The sequence below is a fragment of the Nitrososphaera sp. genome, from assembly GCA_039938515.1.
GTDB lineage: Archaea > Thermoproteota > Nitrososphaeria > Nitrososphaerales > Nitrososphaeraceae > Nitrososphaera.
Window position 1 is genome coordinate 59,690 of record JBDUUL010000012.1, and the last position, 17,532, is coordinate 77,221.

Consider the following 17,532-nt stretch of genomic DNA (forward strand, 5'->3'; position numbering starts at 1 on the left):
ATGTAAGATTTAGAGAATAAATTACCCACTTTTTAGAGTGATTTTGCCGGCCCGGAGAGAGGCTTGGTGTCCGCCTGGGGAAAGGGAGAGCATGCGCTCGGCGTAAAGCGGGAGCCATTGGAAATCGCTACAGCCTCTCGAACACATTCGACCGAATCGCACCGGAGCCTGTCTATTCGATCTCCAAAAATAATGCGTCTGCCCCTGTGCGGAAACCCGGCCGGGTGCTGGTTCGGTGATATCCATACGCGATGCCATTGTTGCTGACCGAATCTATGCTTGTGGCCGGGTGCTCCATCTCGCTATCCGCCCCACTTCCATCCAATTCACTCGAAAAAGGAGGTGCTCTGGCTGGAGCGTTAAGCGCTATTCCTCGAACACTGGTGCAGTATCCACAGACTTGGACGACATAGCAATATCCCAAAGTGCAGAACTTGCGGCCCCGGCGAGCTTGGCTCGGTAGTAGGGCATCAGGCTGTATCCGACCATGGCCGACACAAGACCAACGGGGTCGGCCAGCCCTGCCTTGACCGCCGCGCGTACGGCGTCAAGGGCGGTGAGATTGAGATCAAGCCTGGCCGTGTGCTCTCTTAGCTGCTGATGGCCTCTAAAGGAACGCAGAACCTGCGACGCGAAATCCCTTATTGTTGATGCGGGACTAAAGTACACGACCGCCTCGTCGTTGTACTCAAGCGCCATCCCAAGCTCGATTGCCTTGCACTGCAGGTAGAGGTCTATCGCAATCAGGTTCTCTGGAATTCGAATTCGTTCTGCCGCTTCCGTGGAAATTGCAAGCGCCCTGCCCATAACGGTGTACTTTGAGATCTCATTAGATCTTCGGACATGGCGAAGCCAGTCTGAAATAAAGGCCGATGCCCTGGCTGCAATCGAGTCCACCTGAACAGGCTCCGGCCGGGATGCACAAATGTGGACAACACGCCCGTCAGCCCGGTGCCTCTTGCCAACTCTCGATGCAAGTTGAGCCGTACAATCACGGCTCGGTATAACGTCGGCGTCGTAAAGTACCAAAGCTTCTGTTCCAGAAGTGGATTCTGCGGCAATCCTGCATGCGCCATCAAATATCTCGTTCCATGCTGCAGCAGCGCCCCTTCTCTCACAATGATGAAGGAAAATTACGTCCAAGCTCGAGACTCTGGCAAATTTCTCAACCAGATTTGGCGTATTGTCAGTCGAGTCGTCGGATATGATGACAGCCGATATGCAAGACGATTGTTTTTCAAGAGATCGCAGAAAGTGAAGTATGTTCTTCTCCTCGTTAAAGCATGGTACGCCTACGATCACAGGGGTTTGCATTACTGTCTCTTCGGTTCCGAGAAGCTACTGAATGATCGTTATTTTATGAATTTTGTGCCTCTATATCAGATTAACAAACCGGAACAACATATTCATAGTGCAAATGCTGTAGAGTTCAGGTTGATGCAGGGAGCCGCGGGGCCTCGCGCCGGTTCTGAAAGTGATTCTAGAGCGATCCTTGCATCTGCAGGTCTTATGCCGCAGCACCTCATCGCTCCGGTGTTTGTAGCCGGGGCGAAGGCAACGGCCTTTGGCGCTAATTCCATGCCCGGGGTCAAGATTTGCAGCCTCGATGAAGTTGCAAGTCATGCAGGCTCGCTGCTCGACGCCGGGATATCATCGATAATTCTGTTTGGGATCCCTTTAATGCGGACACCGACTGGGAGCAATGCAAGTCAGTCAGATGGAGTCGTACAGACAGCAATCCGGCTGATTCGCTCTTTGCTGGGTCGGTCAATCGAAATAATTACCGATGTCTGCGTTTGCCAGTACAGCGATTGCGGCCACTGCGGGCTAGAAATGCATCAACCGTCTTCAAATCCATCTGGCAATATGAGAGCCGCGCTGCGCAGGGATAACCTTCCGAGAATTGACAACGACGCCACCCTCCGGGTTCTCTCTGAAATCGCCCTTAGCCATGCAGTTGCTGGTGCCGATGTCGTGGCACCATCCTCGATGATGGACGGGCAGGTATGGGCCATACGTGAAAAATTAAGGGAAAACGGCCTGAAGACCAAGATACTGTCATACTCGGCAAAGCACGCATCATCGCTCTATGCGCCCTTCCGGTCAGCGACCTTTGCACCCAAGGCAGGCTCGCTGAGCACGGGACTCGACAAGGCCTCGTACCAGGTTTCATACGCAACTCCTCGGCAGGTGGTCCGCGAGGTCCTTACCGATATCGAGGAAGGTGCGGACATGGTCATGATAAAGCCCGCACTCTGCTATCTCGATCTAGTTGCCCGGGCTAAGGAAATCTCCAGCGTGCCTCTGGTCGTGCAAAACGTCAGCGGGGAGTACTCGATGATAATGGCGGCAGCCGACGCTGAGCTGATTGACGAAGAGGAATGGAAGGTTATTTCTATAGCATCAATGAAGCGGGCGGGAGCTGATCGGATAATTTCTTACTTTTCAGAAGATATCGTGCGGTACTTGCATTGAGGCATCACGATTATATTAGAATTGCCTAGGAGACGACATGTCCCGCGGTAGCTCAGCCTGGTAGAGCTTTCGGCTGTAGATGTCGGCTAATAAGTAGCTGACCGCGTGAGCAGCCTATCGGGCGTACACTTGCAGTTACCGAAGAGTCGCAGGCTCAAACGAAAACGGCTTATGCCTTTTTGGAGCAAATCCTGCCCGCGGGACCAATGATTCACTCAATTTTTACTATTTATTAGTATGAGGTTCTCTAGTTCTCAGCGATGTCAGCTAAAATTCAGACAATCAACCCGGCAACCGGCAAAGTCATCCAGAACTATGAAAACGCACAACCAGACGCCGTCAGCAGGATGGTAAAAGACGGGCGCGAGGCGTTTGCGAAGTGGAAAAAGCTCGACATTCTGGAAAGAGCCGAGTACATGCGAAAACTCGGCAGGGTAATGCGCAAGAACAGAGAAGATTACGGCAGGACCGTCACAGAAGAGATGGGCAAGCCGATCAAGCAGTCAATGGCTGAGATAGAAAAATGCGCCTGGGTTTGCGACTATTATGCCGAACATGCCGAGGTGTTTCTCCGAGACGAGATTATTCCTACCGAGTTTCGCAAGTCGTTTGTGTCATTTGAACCGCTCGGTGTAATCGCAAGCATCATGCCATGGAACTTTCCATTCTGGCAGGTAATGCGCTTTGCCGTCCCAGCCCTGACCGCAGGAAACGTGGGAATCCTAAAGCATTCAAGCGTGTGCCTCGGATCAGCTCTAAAGATCGCCAGTGCTTTTGCAGACGCCGGGTTTCCTGACAATGTCTTTCAGGCAGTTATCGGGGACTACAGGGCAGGCGAAGCGCTTGTGCAAGCAGACATTGACGGCGTTTCAGTGACCGGTAGCGTGGGCACCGGCCAGCGGGTTGCCGAGCTCGCGTCAAAAGATCTAAAGAAGTATGTGCTCGAGCTTGGGGGAAGTGACCCCTTCATAGTGCTAGAGGACGCTGATCTTAGCCAAACAGCATACATGGCAACGCAATCACGCCTGCTAAACACCGGCCAGAGCTGCATCTCTGCCAAGAGGTTTATCGTGCTCGAGTCAGTTGCCGACAAGTTTGCGAAGCTCTTTGTAGAAGACACAGAGGCGGAGGTGGTAGGCGACCCGCTTGACCCCAAGACCACCGTTGGCCCGCTTGTCAGGGACAGCCAGAGAAAAGCCCTCTCAGCTCAGGTTGAGGACGCTCGCCACAAGGGAGGAACAATACTAACAGGCGGCCGCCAGCTTGACGGTGACGGGTTCTTTTACCAGCCAACCATCATCTCAAACGTCAACCACGACATGGAAGTGGTGAAGGAAGAGGTGTTCGGTCCGGCTGCGCCGGTAATAGTTGTCAAGAGCGAGGAAGAAGCGGTGATGGAGGCGAATAATTCTGAGTTCGGGCTAGGGGCCAGCATCTGGACCACGAACATCGAACGTGGGGTCGAAATAGCCCGGCAAATTCAGAGCGGCCTCGTTTCGATAAACGAGATGGTCAAGTCCGACCCGCGTTTGCCGTTTGGAGGCGTCAAGAAATCCGGAATCGGCAGGGAGCTTTCAGAATATGGAATCAAAGAATTTGTAAACATAAAGTCCATTGTAGTCAAGGATATTACAAGCAAGCTGCTAGTCGAATAGCGGTCATAGCTAAACCGCTGGTCAGTCATGAGGCATTTTTTTACTGCCGCATGACAACCTAGGCAGCCTTTAACCGTCTCGCTAATTCCAGCCTGGCATCAATTACGTTGATTTGCTCTTCGAGAAGCTTATGGTATCCAGTTAGCATTCTCTCCCGCTCTGAATACGGCTCCTTTCCTATCCCTAGCATCGTGTCTTCAAAGAGCTGCACCTGGGTGTCAACGTGCTCGCCCAAATCGCGAATGTCATTGGCATCCGCGGCCGTGCCGGATTCAACTGACTCTGCTTTCAGTTCGGCTGTCTTCTGCCTGGCGACCCTCTTGGTCTTCTCTGCTACCGAACGCGCCAGATCCTTAAACGATCGTCCAGCTTCCCGCGCACTTGCAGAAACGGACTCATCGACAGGCTCGCCAGTGGATTGAACAGTATGTACTTCGAATTCTGCACTCTCGGGTCTTGAAGGCTGAGCCGAATCATCAGGAATGCTGGCACCATTTACGGACTTGGTTTCAACTACGCTAGTCCGAACAATCCTTTTTGACGGGGCCAGGTCTCTCTCGGTTTCAGGCGTCTCGACCTCTGCCGAGGTCCGCGATAGAGTCTCATCGTAGACTGAAGATTCTTCGTCTTCGGCTGACACGGACTAGCTTCCTCTACAAGCCTTATAACCAATTGCACAGAATCAAGAAAACTCCACCCAAGCGAACTTTGTTGCGGTAAAATTATGCGAGCCGGTTAATACCTGATAAGCGGCTGCACAATCATGACTACACCCCCCGCGCAAGAGGCGCTCGAAACCTACAAGAAGGTCCGCAGGAAATTCTTTGACGCCGGCGACTTCATTTTCGGGCCGGGGGTGATGAGTATGGCAGAACACTACTTTACAAATAAAACTGGCAAGAATCCGTTTTCCTTGATGTTCTCCGAGCCGGCTGCAGTCTACGAAGAATGGGTTATCCAATTCAAGGGGGACAAGACCGTCGAGGCTCTGATCGAGCGCGCGATAGGACCCGACTATGAACGCTTCATGAGCGACATGAAGCGAAACGACGCCCTGAAGGTCTGGTCTGCACTTGACCGGCTTGTCTCCTCGAAAGCGATTGCTTCTTCGAGCGAGCCTCTCCCCGTGAATCTCAGCCCGCCCGACAGACTTGGAAATAATGTAAAGGTCGGCGGAACTGCCTAGGGATTGATTACAGCCCTACCAATGATCTTGCCTGCCTTGAGTTCTTCAAGGGCCTCATTTGCCTGATCGAGCGAGAACTTTTTCGATACGACCGACTGGATTGCGCCGCTGCCTGCAAGGGCGACAAGTTCTACCAAGTCTGCAAACTTGCCTGTATATGCGCCGGTCAGAGTGAAAGCCCTGAGCGGTATCAGCGGCAGGTTGAGTTCAAGCGATCCTCCAAACAGCCCGACCATGACCAGCCGTCCTCGCTTGCGAAGCATGTTTATTGAGTTCGGAGCGGTTTTTGTGTTGTTTACAAAATCTATTACAGCCTCGGCGCCGAGACCGGAAGTTAGGTTCTTTACAGATGTCACCACGTCGCCGGCTCCTGAATTTATTAAATCATCCGCTCCCAGCCTTTTTGCTTCTGCTAGTTTCTTGTCATCAATGTCAACGACAGCAATGCGTGCGTTGGTTACCGCTTTGGCCAGCTGCACCGCCATCAGTCCCAGTCCGCCAGCCCCGACGATAACTACCATCTCGCCGGGAAGCATGTCTGCCTTTTTTATGGCGGTATAGGCGGTCAGTCCAGAACAGGCAAGCGATGCTGCAGCGTCTAGATCCATGTTCTCCTGAAGTTTCACAAGGTACTTGTGGCTTGGAACAAGGACGTCTTCGGAGTAGCCTCCGTCACGGTAAATGCCGATTGTCCGCGGCGAGTCGCAAATGTTTTCCTCCCCAATTCTGCAGGCCGGACAAGTGCCTTCTCCTATCCATGGATATACAAGGACCTTGTCGCCGCTCTTAAAGCCTGTTACAGAGTCGCCGACCTCCTTGACGGTCCCAGCGATTTCATGACCCGGAGTCAGTGGAAACTTGACTCCTCTATCCTCGACTTTCATAAAGACGCCTTGCGGCCCAGCGTAGCCTCCTTCCCAGAGGTGAAGGTCGCTGTGGCAAACACCGGCGCTCTGCACCGAAACGAGAACCTGGTCTCCCCGGGGGCTGGGTGTACCTACGTCCATTATCTCAAGTGGCTGTTTTGTCTGCAGTATTCTCGCGGACTTCATGGCTTTCGGTAAGGGAATTCTCAATATAACCTAAGCTAGTTGGTTATGTCTTGGCCGGCCTTCGCCCCAGTATGTTGTCCTTGGAAAGTGCACTTTCGAGCGCCTCGGGGGACATCAGCTTTTGCGCAAGTACCAGCTCCCGTACGCTCTTTCCTGTCTTGAGCGATTCTTTGTAAATCTCGGCGGCCTTGAGATATCCTATGCTTGAATTTAGTAACGTCACGAGAATCGGGCTCTTGTCAATGTACGACGCCAACCTGTCCAGGTTTGCCTTGAGCCCGTCTATCATGTTGGCGGCAAAAATCGGCAGGAAATTCTTGAGCATGTCAGTCGAGTCCAGAATACATTTGAGCATGCCGGGGAGCATCACGTTTAATTCAAACTGGCCGGACTGAGCCGCCATCGCGACCGAAACGTCGTTGCCTATTATGTTAAAGCACACCATGTTGAGACACTCTGCAAGCGACGGATTTACCTTGCCGGGCATAATTGACGAGCCCGCATGCACGGCCGGAATCAGGATTTCTGCCATTCCCGCGATTGGCCCTGACGCCATTAGGCGCAGATCGTTGGCCAATTTTGAAAGCTCTAGGGCCAGATTCCTGAGCGACGACGAATATGAGGCTACATCCAGTTTGCTCTGAAGCGAATAGAACATGTTCTCTGAAGGCCTAAGACTGAGACCGGAAATTTCGGAAAGCTTGGCTATGGCTATTTCGCGGTACCCTTCTGGGGCATTTGCTCCGGTGCCCACTGCCGTTCCGCCTAGCGCAACGGGTTCAAGGTTCTTCATGGCCACAAGGATGTTTTCCCGGGCTCTCCTCAGCGAGAAAGCATACTCGCCGAACTCGTCGCCCAGTGTTACGGGTATCGCATCCATAAGGTGAGTCCTCCCTATCTTGATGGCGTCGGAAAACTCGGCAGCCTTTCTTTCAAGAGAATCTATGAGTTTGTCAAGCGATGAAACGACCTGCACTGCGTTTAGCAAAATTGCAACATGCATCGCTGTGGGAAACGTGTCGTTGCTTGACTGCGACATGTTCACGTGATCGTTCGGGCTCAGGCTTTCGTAATCCCCTTTCTTCTTGCCCAAAAGTTCCAGCCCGCGGTTTGCGATGACCTCATTTGTATTCATGTTAAACGCTGTGCCCGCGCCTGAATTTATCGACTCGACTACGAACTGGTCGAGAAACTTGCCAGCAAGAATCTCGTCGCATGCCCTGACAATCGCGTTAGCTTTCTGCGCGTCCAGGGATCCGACCTGTCTGTTGGCAAGAGCTGCTGAGCGCTTTATCATGACAAACGCCTTTATCAGGTTCTGGTGTGCCGGCTGTCCTGTTACTTTGTACTGGATCATTGCACGGGCGGCAAAGGGGCCATAGTACGCGTCTGCCGGAACCTTGACATCTCCAAGCGAATCTCTATCGACGCGGAAAGACATTGCACTTATGCACACCTTTTCTGGCTGTAATAAATTGTTCGAGCGTTTGTCCTACGAGATTATCCGAACACTGGCGAGCTGTTCTATTTGGTCAATGTCTGACAGTTCAAGAGCGTCCCCTGTCTGCAATGGCAGCTGCGGCTCTTCACCTGCTTCTAATTTTTTCGTCCGCGATGGGATGCTGCTTTCCGCAATGGGTGGGATAAATCGCACAAGTATCCCGAAGGTAATTTTTCCATAGCAGTTGTTTTCCATGCATTTCTGGCGTTCGGATGCGGAAAGCTCCGTGAATGGAACCAGGCTTTTGACAATGCCAAATCCGATGAAATAATCTTGCAAGTCCGAGACGTTATCAGACAAGGCCTCCTGCCTCCTGACAAAAATCGCCTTGCTTCCGGCTGCCCAGTTTCTCCTTACTCCGATCAAGATCGTCCTCTGGAGGAATAGCTGCCTCTCAACTCTCGTCTGGGTCAGCCTTATCACGTGCCCTGCTGAAGGCGCCGTCATGTGCTTGCTCGCGCATTGTGCCCTCGATTTTAAAAAGCATTGTTCTTGCTCCTATGCCAGAGTGCAGCTGTCCAAATCGTAAATGTCGATTCCAAACGGGCCAGTGATAGAATCGCAGGTCTTCTTCAAGAGTTCTACATAGCGCTTGGCATCATAGGGTGTGCTGCCATTTGCAAATTCCACAGGCACCGCTCGTACCTCTGCACCGGCGTGGTCGCGGCCCTGCCTGCGGTTTTGCGTGATTATGTAACTCAGAGCCTCTCCTGCCCTCAGTGACCTTCCTTCCCGGACAAGTTGCATGACAGCATCGTGCTCAACGGTATTTCTCTCCGCATACCTGTCCCAGTCTTTGGATAGACGCTTTGTAAAGACGAGTTGTTCTACAGGCACATTTCCCTGCACAAGTTGCTCGGCGTACTTGGCAAAAGCTTTCTTTACTTCCGGCATCAATGCCCTGACCTCTGCAGCGCTACGGCCTCTTGAGACTATGTCAATTATTTCGGCCTGAAATCTTGCCAGAAACTCTGGAGTGTCGTGTCTTCTTGCCTCTATGCCCCGCACTTTTACGTTATGCTCTGAAAATGCTCCAAAATACCTGTTGGGCACGGGAAGCATTTCGTTTCCGCTCGAATGCACAAAAACAATCCACTTGTATTCTCCCTCGAAGTTGATTTCAAAGCCCGTGGTCTTTTCTATCGCTTCCTTTAGCCGCAGATATTCGTCTATGGTGGCGTCTGACTTGTGAAGCCATAGCGAATCTACGATTCCGTGTATGAAGCGGAACCCTCTCCCATACACAACATCCAGCGCATCTTTCAGTATCTTTCGGTCATAGGCGCATACGGCCTGGTGCGAGTCTATCCTGCCGAATTTAGCATTGTTAAATCCAAGATATCCAAAGCTTGTTACGTTTATCCATTTCAGTGCGTTCTGCCGCGCATCAAATGCCTTTTTTTCTGCTGCAAAATGATCCGCTGCGTTCTTGTTGCAGCGCCTCATCAGCGCTTTGTACTGGGATCGTTTTCTTATCACGATCTTGAGCGCCGTAGGGACGATGCCTATCATCCTGCAAATATTGCAGCCAAGCTCCGGCACCCTGTTGTGTTCGGGCGATTGCCTGCAGCATCTGCATCTGACAGTCTCCGCCGAGATGTTGCACTTGCGCATTATGTTTGGATAGAGGGAGACAAAATCAAATTCGGCGACCTTCTCGTGCACGCCTACTTCTGGATCAAAAACCATCCCGCCGCGGTCTGCCACCATTAATTCGGCAAGGCTTTTTGGATGCTCTATTATGTACGGCTTCCAAGGAACCAGCATTCCTCTCTTTGTGGCGTGGTAAAACTGCAGGCTGCTCAGGCACTTTCCTATGGATGCCCTGAAAGCCGTATGGAGCGGCATCCTGCAAATCCGCGCCAGCTCGTACAGGCCCTGCATGCCTGACTCGTTCCACACAAAGGAGTTCTCGCTATCGCAGTGAACCCTGCCAAGCAGCTTTATTGCGGAGGGCTTGAAGTAAATCCTGCCGTAACTAAAATAGGAAACGCCCTTTTTGTTCGGCCTCCGCAGCGAGGCGCCTTTCTCTCTATTCAGGGATAGGCTCATACCGTTCTGCTCTGCCCTGTAGATAAGATACGGGAGCACAAAAGAATCGCCGTCAGATGTAAAGATAAAGTCCGGATCGATCGAGCTTACTGTATCTGCAAGCCCCCGGATGACACCAGCCTCCCCGTCCGGTGTGCCTCTGACTCGCAGAGTAATCGTTGCAGCCACACGCCCGCTATTTCCGCTTGTCAGTTTTTTGATTGTGATGCAGTCCAGGGGGTCTGTAAACTTGGGAAGCTTGCCCTGTTTTTTAATCGCCACTTCAAGACGGATTGAATTGAAATTGGGGAGCCTGTAGCTTGTTTCCCAAACGCTGTCATGAACCTGCCATTTGAGTCTGGCAGTCTCGCCTTCTGCTGATTGACTGACAGTGCAGTTTGCAAGGGGGAACAGGTCGTGCTGGTAAAAATAGCACTGGGCGGGCAATAGGTCGACGTTGTACAGCCTGTATCTTCCAAAGCGGCCGAGTTTTTCGACAAGCCTTGCAAGTTTGACTGCCTGTCTTGAATCACGCAGCGCGAGTTCAAGCACTGCCGATGTCTTGTTATCGGTTATGCGTTCCCGCTTTGTTACAATCCTGTACGACTTGATCAGCCTGCAGATATCGGGATCTTGGGTTACCAGTCCAAGCCCGCTGGCATTGTCCTGGTCTGTCGCAACATAAATTGAATGGGTCCACGAGTCTTCTACTCTTGCCACGCGGCCGTCTTTCTGCTTTATCCAAAACACCATTCTGTCTCCGGCGGTGTGGGCGTCAAACAACCAGCCTGACACCGTGCCAGTTTCCAATTCTGCCGCCCTGCTTTGGATTGGCTTTTTATCCTGCAAGTTTCAGCTTCAAATCCTCGATTACCCTCTGCTGGACCAATATTAGCGACATCAAAAGCAGCTCCGCAGGAAAAGACTCCGAGCTAGCGGCCGCCGGTGCATATTCCAGGCACCTATCAAGCAGCTTCCTAAAATTCTTCAAATCCTGCACATCTAGCGAGTCAATAAACCCCGCCCAAGACAAAATCTCGTTCGTAAGCACGGCATTAGTCTTGCTGGCTGGAGTCAGGCTCATACCTTCGCTGGCGCGTTATGAGTTCACATAAAGCTTGGAACGCCCGAGGGGGAGGGGCAGCTCCGCGGGCCCGGCAGGGGTTATTACACACCTCCTGTCAAAACGCATGCTCTACAATGAGCGCTCCAAATGAACACAACGGCATCCCTCTCTTCAAATACTGTTGCTCCGGGTGCGGCCATGTCCTCAAAGAAGCCAATGATTATTTCATGCAGCTATTGTCATCGCGCTCTCGCGCCTATTCTTCTATTATGGAAGAGGAATGTCCCGAGTGCAGGCGTTCTCTTTGCAGGACGCTGGAGCTGAAACTGTCCAAGTCAATGCAGAAAATGGAAACCTTGTTTCAAACAGCGTTTGAGATGCGTGGGATGCTGTCTGACATACGGGAAATAGACGATTCACTGGTGCAAGCACAAAGCGGCGTTCTGTGCATAATTGGCAATCCAAAGCACGCAAATGCGTTATTTACACGACTGTGCGTCAAGTCGCTGATGCCTAAAATGCACGGCGGACTTGGATCGGACAGCGCACTTGTCGTCGATGCGGGTAACTGCTCTGACACATACCTTGCCGTAAATTTTGCCCGGCAGTATGGCTTTGACGTTGAAACCATGCTTCAGAGCATTGTAGTTACCCGGCCGTTTACCATACATCAACTGGCCTTTTCAATTACAAGCGAGCTGCCACGCACGGTCACAAGGCATTCTGGCACCAGCGGTAATGTCCGGCTGGCGGCTGTTTCAAACCTCTTTGCGCTATTCGAACAGGAGCCGCAAATAGATGCGTCGGAGGCAGAAAAACTCGCTGGAGAAATTATAGACTGCATAATCGAAATGGGCAACAAGATATTGGTGATTGTGACAATGCACTCCGAATCAATCTACAGTGCGTTGGCCGTCAGGAAATTTACGCGGCGAATCTATCTGTCCAAAAGAGCTGGCAGCCCGTGGCTATCTGTCAATGTCTGCAGCGCAGAGCAAAGCACCGAGTTCGCTCTTTTAGAAAGAGAACTGTTTACCGTACGGAATCGCTGAACGGCCGAAAAAAATCAAAAGATGTTACGGGCGCCAGCCAAAAAGCAGACGCACTAGAACCCCCAGCTAGGACTGGTGGATGTTGGCGCGAATCTTGCTCTTCAATGCCTCATTAATGTCCGACGGCTTCATGCCGTGATCCTCTTGCGCGTGAACCGCACAGGCCCGCAAAATATCGTCCTCGGTTATGCCCTTTGTTTCAAAGCCACAATCAAATCCCACATCCCGACACTTGAAGTTGAGCATCAGAACAATTAAGATAAGCAACTAGATAAACATGGTGGCTCGCATGCATGGGAAATAATGTCGCTAGCATTTATATTAGAAAGACGGATACGCATGACTGCGTTATGTCCTACGGTGAAAGACGTTTTGGCGGAGGCGGCAGCCGCTACGGCGGTGGTGGCTTCGGTCCAAAACCTGTTGAAGCAGGAAAAGAATACGACGTACAGATCACTGAGACGAGCCGAAAAGGTGACGGAATTGCCCGAGTCCAAGGATTCGTAATTTTTGTAAAGGATGGCAAGGTCGGACAGAATACAAAAGTAAAAGTCACTAATGTCGGTGCAAGATTCGCGACAGCTGAGATCGTACAACCATCATCAACACCACAGTAACAAAAAAGTTACGAACCCAAAAAAATGTGGCAACTCCGAGTTCCACATTCGTTTTTATTATTATCCTTCAGTCATTCAAAAATTCCGGAGATGCCTAACTCCGAACCTGGAGGTGTCTACATCCTTACGGCACAAGAGTTAGGCCCGGCTTCTAGATCCCCGGTGTTGAACTGATCGCAGGGAGATAGCTCCTTGTTAATCCTGATAATTATCCTGTAGTTGAGCGGCCTTGGTGGTATGCTTGTCGTTAGCGATTTGACAAACTCGTCCTTGCTCTTGGACAGAAAAGGCACGTTCTTTCTGACACCTCCGAGAGTCTCTGATATTGCCTTTCCGTGGCTCAACGTAACCGCCGACGGGTCAAAGTGCGCTGGCAGAATTACCGTATCTTCGGGATATCGTCCGCCAAAAATTCGCGATTGATACGTTTCGTATAGTTTGGCTGCAAATTCCTCAGTCCTGTCGCGAAGGTCAGGCCTTCCCACAGCGTCCACAAAAAGGGTGTCGCCTGTAAAAAGGCACAGGACCTTGTTATCAAAATTCAGCTCAAAACACATGCTTCCGTCTGTGTGGCCGGGACTGTGAACCGCAGCAATGTAGCAGGACCCGCTTCCGCCAGCAGGCGACAATTCCACCCGGGAGCCATCACTCAAGAGTCGGAAAGGAAGGTTTCCCGCCGGGGCATAGCCCTCAAGGGAACTGAGATGACCAGTAGCTCCTGTCTCTGAGCATAATTTGGTTAACCCCGAGACATGGTCGGCATGCATGTGCGTGTCAAGTACGTGAGTTATCTTTAGGTTCTGACTTTCCGCCAGCCCCAGAATGCCCTCGGTATTGCACGAAGGATCAATGACCACCGCCGCATTGCTATCCTTCGAAGCTACAAGATATGACATGCAGCCTTTGGAAACTCGCCTGATTTGCCACACTCTCACCGAGTCGGATCCGGAGATGGGAATCTCGGCAATATCGTAAACCTGGTTCCATGCAGCCATGCCACCTCTGACGCTCTTGACATTGTAGCCAAGGCTCGACAGGATCTGGGCCGCCATCATTGAACGATTCCCGTGAGCGCAGAGAGTAATCACTTCTTTGTCCTTTGGGATCTTGTCCCCAAGCGATTTTTGCATCGCAAACAGCTGGTCAATAGGAATCAGCGGCGTCTGAGTCTGTTTGTCGTACGACAGTCTCCATGCATCGTATTCCTCCGGCGTCCTGACGTCGAGGACAAAGACGTCATCGCCTCTGTCAAGCATTTCCTTGAGCTTGGAGGCTTCAATCTCAAGACTATTCAGGTTATTTCCAGAATCCGTCCCGCTTGATAAACCAAATCTTCTTGACATGTGCTGACTTTACCAGCTGGGCAGACCGCTTATTTAGCTATCTGGAGCCGGAACCGTCATGAGAGCGTCCGTGATTGGCTGGTTCGTGCGTTACTTTGCCTTCTTGTCCTCTTCCATTATTCCGAAAACATTACCTTCGGGATCCTGGAAGGTCGCAAACCATCCAACCTTGGGAATAGCCGACTTTGGCATCAAAATCTTGCCCCCTTTTGCCTCTATCTTTTTTGAGACCTTGTCTACAGACGACACCTCAATGGTATTCATGTTGGGCATTGCACCCTCGCCTTTCTTGGAGAGACCCCCGTTTATCCCTCGCTCCTTTTTGGGCCCTGTCTTTATCATCCAATATTCCATCGGCCCGTCCCACTTTTCGAATTCCCATCCAAAGATACCCTCGTAGAACTTGATCGCCCGCTTTGGGTCATCCGCTGATATGTCAAAGTGACTAGGTCGGTTCATCGACTAACATTGAGCCGTCTTTCTAATATCGTTATTGCTACCGACACTATCAATTTCTGATTCCGGGCTGCACTCAGGTGGACGCTCCGCAGGACTTTTCCTGTTGACTAGACTTTGTATTTCATCAGTTCACCGTAGGTTATGTTAAGCGTGACTTCGCTTCCGTCAAACCCTTCCACGCACGACTTGGGGACGTTGTATTCCCTGCTTGACCCCTGCAAAATTACGAACGTGTCGCCCGACTCTGAAATGATGTTGCCGACGTCTGCCCTGTCGCTTGATCTTACGTTCTTGTGTATCACCCTTTCCCAGTTCAGGATTACTGGTTCAGACATTTTACACCAAATTTTCATATATCTGTCCAAATATTTAACCATTTTTGGATATCAGGCAGACAGTATCAATAAATTGGAAGAACTATATCATTAATGCTTAAATTGTTGCTAAAAAGTGCCTACAGTCGCAGCCAGATAAAATTAAAGGAAAAAGATATTCGGCGTTCCAGCGCTATCAGGTCATCAGATCCAGAGCCATTCGCAGCTCGCGGATCTCCTGCTCAATAGCAGCCTTGTCTAACGGATCGCTGGCATACTTTAGCAGGCGTTCGCAGGCTTCCAGCTGCGCCATGATAAGGTCCTTCTTATCCATGCACAAGGCGTGAGACTCACTTCGGAAAGAATACGTCACCCTCTTGGTGCTGTCTCTTGATCGATAAGTCTTCGCCACGACGGGCACCTCATATTCGGCCTCGTCAATATTCATAACAATTCCTTTTGCGCAGTTCAACTATATACGCTTACGGGTGCTATAGAGATCCTAGCACTGGTTCGGGGCATGCAACCACGAGCGTGTCAGGACGCGCAGCGGCTGGACATCCTGCCAGAGAATCGCACTCGTATCGTGATACAAAATTCTATATAGATATGCCGGCTGCTCTATTTGCAGCATGGCTCGAAAAAAGGAAGTCCGCAATTTAACCGGCAGCCGGGCCGAGGACGAAAAGGCTATCCTTGAATTCCTGCGGACAAAGGGGGTTCCTTATTCTGAACCGAGGCTCATACACGAGCTATTTGGAGTAAAGGAGGAAGACGAGGAAATTCCCATATCACCAGACGAGCTTGCAAGCCTTCGCCGAATCAAGGAGATCCTGAGGCAGCTAGTGAAGGAAAAGAAAATCTTTGCCGCCAACCTGGAGGACGCAGATACAAAGGAGCAGGTTATCCATTACTCTGCCAAGGGATGGTTTGCAACCCCGTAGCTTCTAAGAAATTCTTTCAAACAGATAGAGGAGCGTCGAGACCATTACCTCGCTGTTTGTATAAATTCCGGAGATTTCCCTGCCGCCTCCAGAGTTCTTGTCAATGATAAAAAGCACCGCCTCATGGTCGATGATGATAAAGCTTGCGGGGGACGGGTCGATTATCGTTTGCAAGTGAAGGTTGGCCATTACGTCACAGTCGCCTTCGCTGTCAGCAAATGATCTATTGCTGGACGTTTTTATCCTTACCTCGCCACCTGCTCTTGAAACCGAGTCGGCCAGCTCGATGATGCCTTCGTGGTAAAACTTGGCTAGAATCCTGTCGCTGAGAAACATCGTGAGGGTCCTTGCGGGTTTTGAGAACATCTTTGACGCCCTTGCAAGAATGACGTTTTCGCCCGAGAGCACCTGGTACGTGTCCTCGGAAGCCTCCCTGGTTGCACACTTTGCAATCTGATCGAGTTTGTTCTTGCAGTCCAGTTTTCTTTCCGCCACTTCCCTCAGCGCGCTTGTCTTTGCCTGAACAAGATAGTCAATCACCTCATCGTATGGAAGAGAATAGTACTTTTGAGGCTTTGAGAAAGTCGAGTATACAATTCCTTTTGAGAGGAGCGTAGAAATGTAGTGGTACGTGTCAGTTCTCTGAATTCTGGTATGCCTCGCAATATCACTGGCGGTACTGCTGCCGTTGGACATCAGGTAGAGAAGGATTCTTGCCTCGTTGGCACTCAGATCCAGCTTTTTGAGCTCAGATACCAGCTCCCCCTCCAGTCTCAGGCGCATATCGTCCATTGAGGTGACCAAGTCAGAATCCCGTCTAAGCTGGCCGTGGCCCGCTTCCGATCCATCAGCTTCGACAGATCCCAGGCTGTTAGCCCTGTTCAATTGCTCTGTATCCGAGGTTCCTGATGGTGCCATCTGGCCTGTACTACATCCTTCCTTTAGAGTCTCAATAGTTCAACAATCGTCCGTGGGGCATTGTTACATACAGCTCAGGTGCCAGTGCCAAAAGCAGCTTCTATTTTTCGTTCTTAGACGAATCGGCGAGGGGTTTGTTATACGTACACCAGCCTATATCGACACCACAGAATACCACGGCTAAGATGGAAAATACAGTTCCATACAAGAAAGGAAATCGAAACCACAGACGCGGTGTCATAGGGATCGAGTCGGCTATAGTACTGATTGCGTTCGTTATTGTAGCTGCCGCCCTCTCATTCGTCGTCTTGAACATGGGTTTCAGCACAACACAAAAAGCCAAGACTACAATCGGTCAGGGTCTTGATACCTCAAGCAGTGCACTTGAAGTCGGCGGAACGGTAAGCGGTCACCTAAACGGTACTGCAGCAGCTCTTGACGTAATCACCATTCCACTCAAGGTGGCTTCAGGCAGTACCAGCGTCGACCTACAAAAGAACCTCACTTCAGTCAAGTATTTCACAACTAAGGTCAACTACGACAACATCTACAAGGGCACTATACAGGCAAACACATACAGTAACATCAAAGACGCCTTGGACGGTGCAGTAACTGCTAACCTCATCAACGTGAGCCCGCTCGCCTCGTCTACTCCAGGCAACCCGACGAACACTACGGCATTCGTCTATTGGACCGTCAACAACAACCAGAACACAGTCCTTGATCACACCGAAACAGCCGTCCTAGCAATCGTATTCAGGGCAGCTGACAGGCCAGCACAGCTTGACCAAATAACAGCCGAAGTAGCACCGAGCGTTGGTCCACCGATGACCGTAGAAAGAACCCTACCCACGCTGACAAACACATACCAAGACCTGACGTAAGAGGTCATTTTTTTTGAACCTCAAGCCTACTTTTT

Annotated in this window: 20 protein-coding genes and 1 tRNA gene; 8 read left to right on the forward strand and 13 right to left on the reverse strand. The window is 51.0% G+C overall.

Annotated elements, in window-relative coordinates; genetic code table 11:
• Positions 1-366: 366 nt before the first annotated feature.
• On the reverse strand, positions 367-1,314 hold the full coding sequence (locus ABI361_07380) for a glycosyltransferase family 2 protein (protein MEO9320479.1): 948 nt from the start codon (positions 1,312-1,314) through the stop codon (positions 367-369).
• Between the two features lie 123 nt (positions 1,315-1,437).
• On the opposite strand from ABI361_07380, the gene hemB reads away from it, so the two are divergent.
• The 3 genes from hemB to ABI361_07395 all read left to right on the forward strand — a co-directional run bounded on the left by hemB (position 1,438) and on the right by ABI361_07395 (position 4,130).
• Complete coding sequence (gene hemB / locus ABI361_07385) at positions 1,438-2,475, forward strand: porphobilinogen synthase (GenBank protein MEO9320480.1); 1,038 nt, start codon at positions 1,438-1,440, stop codon at positions 2,473-2,475.
• A 41-nt stretch (positions 2,476-2,516) separates the two neighbouring features.
• Positions 2,517-2,681: transfer RNA gene (locus tag ABI361_07390), tRNA-Tyr, on the forward strand.
• Positions 2,682-2,735: 54 nt separating this feature from the next.
• The gene (locus tag ABI361_07395; protein MEO9320481.1) at positions 2,736-4,130 is read left to right on the forward strand and encodes an NAD-dependent succinate-semialdehyde dehydrogenase; all 1,395 of its coding nucleotides are present in this window, start codon (positions 2,736-2,738) and stop codon (positions 4,128-4,130) included.
• Between the two features lie 58 nt (positions 4,131-4,188).
• Here the strand turns inward: ABI361_07395 and ABI361_07400 are convergent, their stop codons facing one another.
• Positions 4,189-4,770, reverse strand: coding sequence for a hypothetical protein (locus ABI361_07400; GenBank protein ID MEO9320482.1), 582 nt, complete (start codon positions 4,768-4,770; stop codon positions 4,189-4,191).
• 123 nt (positions 4,771-4,893) lie between these two features.
• Here ABI361_07400 and ABI361_07405 point away from each other — a divergent pair, with 123 nt between their 5' ends.
• On the forward strand, positions 4,894-5,316 hold the full coding sequence (locus ABI361_07405) for a hypothetical protein (protein ID MEO9320483.1): 423 nt from the start codon (positions 4,894-4,896) through the stop codon (positions 5,314-5,316).
• On the opposite strand, the gene ABI361_07410 is transcribed toward ABI361_07405, so the two are convergent.
• The 5 genes from ABI361_07410 to ABI361_07430 are packed head-to-tail and all read right to left on the reverse strand — an operon-like array spanning position 5,313 to position 10,984.
• Positions 5,313-6,368, reverse strand: a complete 1,056-nt coding sequence (locus tag ABI361_07410) for an alcohol dehydrogenase (GenBank protein ID MEO9320484.1) — start codon at positions 6,366-6,368, stop codon at positions 5,313-5,315. The two genes, ABI361_07405 and ABI361_07410, sit on opposite strands and share 4 nt — an antisense overlap.
• A 43-nt stretch (positions 6,369-6,411) precedes the next feature.
• Positions 6,412-7,809: an aspartate ammonia-lyase gene (locus ABI361_07415; GenBank protein ID MEO9320485.1), complete on the reverse strand. Its 1,398-nt coding sequence runs from the start codon at positions 7,807-7,809 to the stop codon at positions 6,412-6,414.
• Positions 7,810-7,860: 51 nt separating this feature from the next.
• Complete coding sequence (locus ABI361_07420; protein MEO9320486.1) at positions 7,861-8,316, reverse strand: hypothetical protein; 456 nt, start codon at positions 8,314-8,316, stop codon at positions 7,861-7,863.
• Positions 8,317-8,367: 51 nt separating this feature from the next.
• The gene (locus tag ABI361_07425) at positions 8,368-10,710 is read right to left on the reverse strand and encodes a DNA polymerase domain-containing protein (protein MEO9320487.1); all 2,343 of its coding nucleotides are present in this window, start codon (positions 10,708-10,710) and stop codon (positions 8,368-8,370) included.
• 28 nt (positions 10,711-10,738) lie between these two features.
• Entirely contained in the window at positions 10,739-10,984 is a 246-nt protein-coding gene (locus ABI361_07430; GenBank protein ID MEO9320488.1) for a hypothetical protein, read from the reverse strand.
• Between the two features lie 116 nt (positions 10,985-11,100).
• Here ABI361_07430 and ABI361_07435 point away from each other — a divergent pair, with 116 nt between their 5' ends.
• The gene (locus tag ABI361_07435) at positions 11,101-12,018 is read left to right on the forward strand and encodes a hypothetical protein (protein ID MEO9320489.1); all 918 of its coding nucleotides are present in this window, start codon (positions 11,101-11,103) and stop codon (positions 12,016-12,018) included.
• Between the two features lie 66 nt (positions 12,019-12,084).
• Here ABI361_07435 and ABI361_07440 read toward each other — a convergent pair whose 3' ends face one another.
• Positions 12,085-12,264, reverse strand: coding sequence for a DUF1059 domain-containing protein (locus ABI361_07440; GenBank protein ID MEO9320490.1), 180 nt, complete (start codon positions 12,262-12,264; stop codon positions 12,085-12,087).
• A gap of 47 nt (positions 12,265-12,311) precedes the next feature.
• On the opposite strand from ABI361_07440, the gene ABI361_07445 reads away from it, so the two are divergent.
• A complete protein-coding gene (locus ABI361_07445) occupies positions 12,312-12,635 on the forward strand; it encodes a TRAM domain-containing protein (GenBank protein MEO9320491.1) in 324 nt (107 codons plus the stop codon).
• 116 nt (positions 12,636-12,751) lie between these two features.
• On the opposite strand, the gene ABI361_07450 is transcribed toward ABI361_07445, so the two are convergent.
• From ABI361_07450 to ABI361_07465, 4 genes are all read right to left on the reverse strand, one after another.
• Positions 12,752-13,978 carry an MBL fold metallo-hydrolase gene (locus ABI361_07450; protein ID MEO9320492.1) on the reverse strand — a complete coding sequence of 409 codons (1,227 nt, stop codon included), beginning with the start codon at positions 13,976-13,978 and terminating at the stop codon, positions 12,752-12,754.
• 90 nt (positions 13,979-14,068) lie between these two features.
• Positions 14,069-14,437 (reverse strand): VOC family protein, encoded by a 369-nt coding sequence (locus tag ABI361_07455; protein ID MEO9320493.1) that lies wholly within the window; start codon positions 14,435-14,437, stop codon positions 14,069-14,071.
• A gap of 107 nt (positions 14,438-14,544) precedes the next feature.
• Entirely contained in the window at positions 14,545-14,772 is a 228-nt protein-coding gene (locus tag ABI361_07460; GenBank protein MEO9320494.1) for a hypothetical protein, read from the reverse strand.
• 175 nt (positions 14,773-14,947) lie between these two features.
• Positions 14,948-15,199 carry a hypothetical protein gene (locus ABI361_07465; GenBank protein MEO9320495.1) on the reverse strand — a complete coding sequence of 84 codons (252 nt, stop codon included), beginning with the start codon at positions 15,197-15,199 and terminating at the stop codon, positions 14,948-14,950.
• Positions 15,200-15,383: 184 nt separating this feature from the next.
• Between ABI361_07465 and ABI361_07470 the strand changes: the two genes are divergently transcribed.
• Complete coding sequence (locus tag ABI361_07470) at positions 15,384-15,695, forward strand: hypothetical protein (GenBank protein MEO9320496.1); 312 nt, start codon at positions 15,384-15,386, stop codon at positions 15,693-15,695.
• A gap of 3 nt (positions 15,696-15,698) precedes the next feature.
• Here ABI361_07470 and ABI361_07475 read toward each other — a convergent pair whose 3' ends face one another.
• On the reverse strand, positions 15,699-16,613 hold the full coding sequence (locus ABI361_07475; GenBank protein ID MEO9320497.1) for a helix-turn-helix domain-containing protein: 915 nt from the start codon (positions 16,611-16,613) through the stop codon (positions 15,699-15,701).
• 185 nt (positions 16,614-16,798) lie between these two features.
• On the opposite strand from ABI361_07475, the gene ABI361_07480 reads away from it, so the two are divergent.
• Entirely contained in the window at positions 16,799-17,497 is a 699-nt protein-coding gene (locus ABI361_07480) for an archaellin/type IV pilin N-terminal domain-containing protein (GenBank protein ID MEO9320498.1), read from the forward strand.
• The last annotated feature ends 35 nt before the right edge of the window (positions 17,498-17,532 follow it).

Coding starts and splice junctions, on each gene's coding strand:
- ABI361_07380 (MEO9320479.1), bottom strand. CDS start 1,314: ATGCAAACCCCTGTGATCGTAGGCGTACCATGCTTTAACGAGGAGAAG.
- hemB (MEO9320480.1), top strand. CDS start 1,438: ATGCAGGGAGCCGCGGGGCCTCGCGCCGGTTCTGAAAGTGATTCTAGA.
- ABI361_07395 (MEO9320481.1), top strand. CDS start 2,736: ATGTCAGCTAAAATTCAGACAATCAACCCGGCAACCGGCAAAGTCATC.
- ABI361_07405 (MEO9320483.1), top strand. CDS start 4,894: ATGACTACACCCCCCGCGCAAGAGGCGCTCGAAACCTACAAGAAGGTC.
- ABI361_07410 (MEO9320484.1), bottom strand. CDS start 6,368: ATGAAGTCCGCGAGAATACTGCAGACAAAACAGCCACTTGAGATAATG.
- ABI361_07415 (MEO9320485.1), bottom strand. CDS start 7,809: ATGTCTTTCCGCGTCGATAGAGATTCGCTTGGAGATGTCAAGGTTCCG.
- ABI361_07420 (MEO9320486.1), bottom strand. CDS start 8,316: ATGACGGCGCCTTCAGCAGGGCACGTGATAAGGCTGACCCAGACGAGA.
- ABI361_07430 (MEO9320488.1), bottom strand. CDS start 10,984: ATGAGCCTGACTCCAGCCAGCAAGACTAATGCCGTGCTTACGAACGAG.
- ABI361_07435 (MEO9320489.1), top strand. CDS start 11,101: ATGAGCGCTCCAAATGAACACAACGGCATCCCTCTCTTCAAATACTGT.
- ABI361_07440 (MEO9320490.1), bottom strand. CDS start 12,264: ATGCTCAACTTCAAGTGTCGGGATGTGGGATTTGATTGTGGCTTTGAA.
- ABI361_07445 (MEO9320491.1), top strand. CDS start 12,312: ATGGGAAATAATGTCGCTAGCATTTATATTAGAAAGACGGATACGCAT.
- ABI361_07450 (MEO9320492.1), bottom strand. CDS start 13,978: ATGTCAAGAAGATTTGGTTTATCAAGCGGGACGGATTCTGGAAATAAC.
- ABI361_07455 (MEO9320493.1), bottom strand. CDS start 14,437: ATGAACCGACCTAGTCACTTTGACATATCAGCGGATGACCCAAAGCGG.
- ABI361_07460 (MEO9320494.1), bottom strand. CDS start 14,772: ATGTCTGAACCAGTAATCCTGAACTGGGAAAGGGTGATACACAAGAAC.
- ABI361_07465 (MEO9320495.1), bottom strand. CDS start 15,199: ATGAATATTGACGAGGCCGAATATGAGGTGCCCGTCGTGGCGAAGACT.
- ABI361_07470 (MEO9320496.1), top strand. CDS start 15,384: ATGGCTCGAAAAAAGGAAGTCCGCAATTTAACCGGCAGCCGGGCCGAG.
- ABI361_07475 (MEO9320497.1), bottom strand. CDS start 16,613: ATGGCACCATCAGGAACCTCGGATACAGAGCAATTGAACAGGGCTAAC.
- ABI361_07480 (MEO9320498.1), top strand. CDS start 16,799: ATGGAAAATACAGTTCCATACAAGAAAGGAAATCGAAACCACAGACGC.